The organism is Mycobacterium sp. SMC-17 (assembly GCF_045310915.1).
Lineage (GTDB): Bacteria > Actinomycetota > Actinomycetes > Mycobacteriales > Mycobacteriaceae > Mycobacterium.
Genome location: NZ_JBJIAK010000099.1, coordinates 1 through 6,680 on the forward strand (window position 1 = coordinate 1; position 6,680 = coordinate 6,680).

5 protein-coding genes are annotated in these 6,680 nt (G+C 69.4%); 1 reads left to right on the forward strand and 4 read right to left on the reverse strand.

The window, feature by feature from the left end:
• On the reverse strand, window positions 1-1,377 hold a 1,377-nt coding region (locus ACJH7A_RS29735; RefSeq protein ID WP_406803256.1), incomplete at its 3' end, for a DEAD/DEAH box helicase.
• Between the two features lie 409 nt (window positions 1,378-1,786).
• Between ACJH7A_RS29735 and ACJH7A_RS29740 the strand changes: the two genes are divergently transcribed.
• Window positions 1,787-3,409, forward strand: coding sequence for a PE-PPE domain-containing protein (locus ACJH7A_RS29740; protein WP_406775682.1), 1,623 nt, complete (start codon window positions 1,787-1,789; stop codon window positions 3,407-3,409).
• Here the strand turns inward: ACJH7A_RS29740 and hflX are convergent, their stop codons facing one another.
• Genes hflX through miaA form a run of 3 tightly spaced genes read right to left on the reverse strand, consistent with a single transcriptional unit; the run spans window position 3,410 to window position 6,659 of the window.
• Window positions 3,410-4,810: a GTPase HflX gene (gene hflX / locus ACJH7A_RS29745; RefSeq protein ID WP_212811724.1), complete on the reverse strand. Its 1,401-nt coding sequence runs from the start codon at window positions 4,808-4,810 to the stop codon at window positions 3,410-3,412. It lies immediately after the preceding gene.
• 27 nt (window positions 4,811-4,837) lie between these two features.
• A complete protein-coding gene (gene dapF / locus ACJH7A_RS29750) occupies window positions 4,838-5,728 on the reverse strand; it encodes a diaminopimelate epimerase (RefSeq protein WP_212811725.1) in 891 nt (296 codons plus the stop codon).
• A 4-nt stretch (window positions 5,729-5,732) separates the two neighbouring features.
• Entirely contained in the window at window positions 5,733-6,659 is a 927-nt protein-coding gene (gene miaA / locus ACJH7A_RS29755) for a tRNA (adenosine(37)-N6)-dimethylallyltransferase MiaA (protein ID WP_212811726.1), read from the reverse strand.
• Window positions 6,660-6,680: the final 21 nt, after the last annotated feature.

Genomic DNA, 6,680 nt, shown 5'->3' on the forward strand with positions numbered 1-6,680 from the left:
CGACTGGCTACGTCCCGACTGGCTACGTCCCGACTGCGAACGGCCCGACTGCGACTGCGAACGGCCCGACTGCGCACGCCCGGGAGCCTGCAGGCCACCCGTGCTGCGGCGGCGGCGACGCTGCGCCTGACCCGCAGTGGCCGTCTTGGCCGGCCGGTTTCCGCCACGCGGCGCGGGCGCCTCCTTGGGTGCGGGCGCGCGGTACGGCGCGATCTCGCCAACCAGCGCCTGCACCGACGCAGAATCGGCGACGACCTCCTGCGGACGGGCGGTGATACCGGCCTTGCGCAGCAGCTGCTGGGCGTCCTTGCGTTGCTCGGGCAGCACGACGGTGACGACGTCGCCGGCGCTCCCGGCTCGGGCCGTACGGCCCGAGCGGTGCAGGTATGCCTTGTGCTCGGCGGGCGGGTCCACATGGACCACGAGTTCGACCTCGTCGACGTGGACACCGCGCGCGGCGATGTCGGTGGCGACGAGGACGCGCGCCTCTCCCGAGCTGAATGCGGCCAGGTTGCGGTCACGCGCCGGCTGGGACAGGTTGCCGTGCAGGTCGACCGACGGCACGCCGGCCTCGGTGAGCTGCCGGGCCAGCTTGCGGGCCTGGTGCTTGGTGCGCATGAACAGGATGCGCCGGCCGGTGCCCGACGCCAGCCGCTGCACCAGGTCGCGCTTCTCCGCCGCACCGGCGACGTGGAACACATGGTGGGTCATGGCCGGCGGCGGCGCGTCGATCTCGTCGACCGAGTGGGTGATCGGGTCGGACAGGAAGCGCCGCACCAGCTTGTCGACGCCGTTGTCGAGCGTCGCCGAGAACAGCAGCCGCTGACCGCCGGCAGGGGTGGCCGCGAGAATTCGGGTGACACCCGGCAGGAAGCCGAGGTCGGCCATGTGGTCGGCCTCGTCCAGCACGGTGATCTGCACGGCGTCGAGGCTCACCAGCTTCTGCTTCATGAGGTCTTCGAGACGGCCCGGGCAGGCGATGACGATGTCGACGCCCGCCTGCAGCGCCGCCACCTGACGGTTCTGCGACACGCCACCGAAGATGGTGGTGACGTTCAGCCCGACTGCGCTGGCCAGCGGTTCGACGGTCGCGGCGATCTGGGTGGCAAGCTCGCGGGTCGGGGCCAGCACCAGACCGGTGGGACGCGACGGGCGTCGCGCGGCGCCGGCCAGCCGCGCCACGAGCGGAATGGAGAAGGCCAGCGTCTTGCCGCTGCCCGTGCGGCCGCGGCCGAGCACGTCCCGGCCCGCGAGGGTGTCGGGCAGGGTGCTGACCTGGATCGGGAAGGGCGCGGCGATACCGCGTCCGGCGAGCGAGGCGACGAGCGCCTCGGGAACGCCGAGCTCGGCGAACGACGATGATTGTTCTGCGGACATGAGGGATTACAGCCTTTCAGGCACGGTGGGTCGACAATGCCGGCGGCAATATCGGTCGCCGCGAGAAATGCTGGTGCAGAGGGAACTGAAGGCTCTCAGCCGTTCCACGACGTGATCGGCGGCCATGACCTGCGAAGGTGCGCAGCCGATGTTGGTCAAAGCCTAGTGCCGAACGAGTCGCCTGCGGACGACCGCCTATGGCCCCGCCCCGCCCGCGGCGCCAAACACCTTGCCCCGCAAGCGGTATCGCCTCGGTGTGATTTCACCCACGGTCGACCGGTACGGGCGTACCGAAGAATCGACACGCTCGACAAATTTTCGGCAAACACCGGATACCGGCAAGGTCACAGTGCGACGATGCGAAACGGGTGCCGATGAGCAGATCGGCGACGTCGAAAGGGGGCGAGGGATGCGCACACTCGGACGCACGATTCCCGCAACGCTGGCCGTGATGCTGACGGTGCTCGGCACGGTCCTGCTCGGCGTGGTGTCGATGGTCACGGCCGCGTTCACCCTCGCCGCGACCGCGCTGATCGTCCCGGGCACCGGCACACCCAACGCCAACATCGTGCCCGGCTACCGGGAGAACGCGGACACCTACTACATCGCACCGTTCAACCCGGCGTGCACGCTTCAGAACAACTGCAACCTGCAAGGCATCAACTATCCCGCCCAGTTCTGGCCGATCCCGCTGCCCGGCTGGGGCGGACTGTCCGGCGCCAAGTGGAACGACTCGACGGGCCAGGGCATCCAAGCTCTGGATACGGCGCTACAGCTGGCCCTGCCGACAGCGACGCCCCAGAATCCCGTCATCATCTTCGGCTACTCCCAGGGCGGCAACATCGTCAGCCGTGAGAAGGCCACGCTGTCGGGTCTCACCGATGCCCAGAAGGCCAAACTGGCGTTCGTCATGATTGGCAACACCAACCGGCCCAACGGCGGCCTGTTCGAACGACTGGCCTTCCTGGGCACCGTGCCGATCTGGGACGTCACCTTCGGCCTGCCGGCACCCACCAACACCGGCATCAAGACCACCGACATCGCGTTCGAGTACGACGGCGTCGCCGACTTCCCGCTGTACCCGATCAACCTGCTCGCCGACCTCAACGCCATCGCCGGTTTCTGGTACACCCATGGCACCTACCTGGCACCCAACGAGAACAGCGATGCCGGCGAGATCCCCGACCTCGAGTACACGCCCACAGAGTTGGACGCCGCGTTGAAGGACCCGGCGAACCAGACCACATACGGCGACACCACGTACATCACGATCCCGACCAAGACCCTGCCGATCGTGCGGCCGTTCCTGGAGTTCGGCGGCTTCACCCACACCAGCTTCATCATCAAGCCGCTGGTCGACCTCGTCTCACCGGTACTGCGCGTGCTCATCGACACCGGCTACGACCGCAGCCTCAGCCCCGGCGTCCCGGCACCGTTCCGGTTGATCCCGCTGCTCAACCCGATCACGCTGACGCAGGACCTGATCAACGCGGCCGGCGCGGGCGTCAAGGCCGCGATCAGCGACATCACCGGCGGCAAGGTGCAGCTTCCGATCGCCGCGACCACCCCCGCCCCGACCCCGGCGACGGTGGCGGCCCGCAACGTGTCGAGCACACCGACGGCGGTGTCCGCCACGCCGACCGGTGACACCAAGGTCGCGCCCGTCACGGCACCGAAGGTGACGACGACGGCCGATACCAAGGACACCGATACCAAGGACACCGACACCAAGACCCCGGACACCAAGGTGACCGACCCGGAGACCCCGGACACCAAGGTGACCGACAAGACCCCCGACACGACCGGCCCGAAGCAGGACCCGAAGCCCGGCACCGATCAGGGCCCGGCCAAGGACGGCCAGACCTCGGCCGGCGAGAAGGGTGGCGACAAGGCCACTGACAAGGGCGACAAGGCCACCGACAAGAACTCGGACAAGGCCAAGAAGCCGAAGAAGGACAAGAAGGTCAAGACCCCCAAGGCCGTGAAGCCGGCTGCCGACAAGGCCGACAAGCCGGCCAAGGCTGCCGCCTGATCAGGCGGTGGCGAACTCGCCGAGGCTGGCGGCCAGGGCCATCGGCACCCAGCCCTTGATCCGGGTGCCGTCGGCGGTGTGCTCGGTGGCCTCGACACGACCTTCGGCGTGCACCCGGGCCACGAGGTCGCCCCGCTCGTAGGGAATGGTCACGTCGACGGCCGCGTCGGTCGGCTCGACCAGCTCGCACATGCGCAGCCGCAGCCGGTCCAGCCCCTCACCGGTGTGCGCGGACACGAACACGGCGTCCGGCAACGCGCGCCGCAGGTGGGCCAGCGACAGATCCCCGGCGGCGTCGATCTTGTTGACCACCAACAACTCTCGTGGAGCAGTGATGTCGTACTCGGCGACGACTTCGCCGACGACCTTGCGTACCGCGTTGATCTGCGCCAGCGGATCGGCGTCGGAGCCGTCGACCACGTGCACGAGCAGGTCGGCGTCGACGACCTCCTCCAGCGTCGACCGGAACGCCTCGACCAGCTGGGTCGGCAGGTGCCGCACGAACCCGACGGTGTCGGTCAGGGTGAAGGGCCGGCCGTCGTCCAACTGTCCACGGCGCGTCGTCGGTTCGAGGGTGGCGAACAGCGCGTTCTGCACCAGCACGCCCGCGCCGGTGAGGGCGTTCAGCAGGCTGGACTTGCCCGCATTGGTGTAGCCGACGATCGCGACGGACGGGGTGTCGCTGACCCGGCGGCTGTGCCGCTGGGTGTCGCGAATCTTCTTCATGTCCTTGATCTCGCGGCGCAGCTTGGCCATCCGCTCGCGGATCCGTCGCCGGTCGGTCTCGATCTTGGTTTCACCGGGACCACGGGTACCCACGCCGCCACCGGCACCACCGGCACGACCACCGGCCTGCCGGGACATCGACTCACCCCAGCCGCGCAGGCGCGGCAGCATGTACTCCATCTGGGCCAGCGACACCTGGGCCTTGCCCTCGCGGCTGGTGGCGTGCTGGGCGAAGATGTCGAGGATCAGCGCGGTGCGGTCGATGACCTTGACCTTCACCACCTTTTCCAGCGAGTTCAGCTGCGCGGGGCTCAGTTCACCGTCACAGATGACGGTGTCGGCGCCGGTGGCGAGCACGATCTCGCGCAACTCCTGGGCCTTGCCGGAGCCGATGTACGTCGAGGCGTCCGGTTTGTCGCGGCGCTGGATGAGGCCTTCGAGCACCTCGGAGCCGGCGGTCTCGGCGAGCGCGGCGAGTTCGGCGAGGCTGTTGTCGGCGTCGGCCGACGTACCGTCGGTCCAGACACCGACCAGCACCACGCGTTCGAGGCGCAGCTGGCGGTATTCGACTTCGGAGATGTCGGCCAGTTCGGTCGACAGACCGGCAACGCGGCGCAGTGCCGCCCGGTCTTCGAGGGCTAGTTCACCGACGCTGGGTGTTTCGGGATAGGTCATAGGTAGTTATCGATGGTGCCCGCAAAGTCAGCGGGCCGCATCTGAATTTCCTTCGTTCTCGTGCCACCATTCGGCGGCCAGTTCGCCGTGCGCCAGCAGCACCGACGGCCCACGCAGGTAGCTGGTGTCCGCGGTGATGGTCACGCTGACCTCGCCGCCGGGGATCACCACCCGCAGGCTGCCGGTGTCCGCGCCGGTGTGGTTCAGTGCTGCCAACGTCGCAGCGACCGTTCCGGTTCCACAGGAGCGGGTTTCGCCCACGCCGCGCTCGTGCACCCGCATGGCCACCACCCCGTTGGCGGGCGCGGTCAGCACCTCGACGTTGACGCCCTCGGGGAACTGGTCGGCGTCGAAGGACACCGGCGCCGCGATGTCCAGCGCGGTGAGCCCGGCCATGTTCAGCGCCGGATCGACGCACGCCAGGTGCGGGTTGCCGACGTCGACGGCCAGGCCCTCGAAGGTCCGGCCGGCGATGACCGCCTTGCCGTGCCCGTACGAACGGGCCTTGCCCATCTCGACGGTGACCTCGGCGTTGACCGCGTCGGCGCCGTGCAGGGTCACCGGACGCGGCCCGGCCAGGGAACCGACCACGAATTCGTCACGGTGCTCGAGCCCGGAGGCGCGCAGGTAGTGCGCGAAGACACGGACGCCGTTGCCGCACATCTGGGCGATGGAGCCGTCGGCGTTGCGGTAGTCCATGTACCAGTCGTCGGCGGCCACGCCGTCGGGCAGGCGGTCGAACACGCCGGCCTCCTGTGCGGCCCCGGCCTTGGTGACCCGCAGCAGGCCGTCGGCCCCCAGTCCGCGGCGCCGGTCGCACAACGCGGCGATGACCGAGGGGGTCAGCTTCAGTTCGGCGTCGACATCGGGCAGCACCACGAAGTCGTTCTGGGTGCCGTGCCCTTTCGAAAACCGCACAGCTTCAGGATACGTGGCGCCACCGACGCGCCACCTCGGCTGCGTTGTCCGGAGCGTCACCGGCCAGCCAGACGATCCGGTGATCGCGCCGGAACCACGACCGCTGCCGGCGCACGTAGCGCCGGGTGCCGATGAACGTCCGCTCCTTGGCTTCTGCCATCGCGGCATCGGCCGTAGCGGGGTCGCCCCCGGCGTCCAGCGCCGCCAGCACCTGCGCGTAGCCCAGGGCCCGGGCCGCCGTCACTCCGTCGCGCAGGCCGCGGGCACGCAGCGCCACCACCTCCTCGACCAGCCCGGAGGCGAACATCAAGTCGGTACGGCGCTGCAGCCGGTCATCGAGAACCTCTGTGTCCCAGTCCAATCCGACGATCAGGGTGTCCCAGCGCGGGGCCCCGATCTGTGGCGCCGACGCCGCGAACGGCTGCCCGGTGAGTTCGACGACCTCGAGCGCCCGCACGATGCGCCGGCCGTCGGTGTTCAGGATCGACGCGGCGGCCTCGGGGTCGACGCGCGCCAGCTCGCCGTGCAGGGCGGTGACCCCGACCTCGGCCAGCCGGTCCTCCCACCGGGCCCGCACCGCGGGATCGGTCGCCGGGAACGACCATTCGTCGAGCAGTGCCTGGATGTACATCATCGATCCGCCGACGATCACCGGCACGGCGCCGCGAGCGGCGATGTCCTCGATGTCGGCCGCGGCGGCCGCCTGGTACTTCGCGACGGTCGCGTTGTCGGTGACCTCGAGGACGTCGAGCTGGTGGTGCACGATGCCGCGCCGCTCGGGCACCGTCAGCTTGGCGGTGCCGATGTCCATGCCGCGGTAGAGCTGCATGGCGTCGGCGTTCACGATCTCGCCGCCCAGCTGTTCGGCGAGGTCGAGTGCCAGGGCCGACTTGCCGGTGCCGGTGGGGCCGACGACCGCGATGGGCCTCACTGCGCGGTCCAGGTACCGACG

Bases quoted from the DNA above. Each gene is read 5' to 3' on its own strand.
- ACJH7A_RS29740 (WP_406775682.1), top strand. From the start codon at position 1,787: ATGCGCACACTCGGACGCACGATTCCCGCAACGCTGGCCGTGATGCTG.
- hflX (WP_212811724.1), bottom strand. From the start codon at position 4,810: ATGACCTATCCCGAAACACCCAGCGTCGGTGAACTAGCCCTCGAAGAC.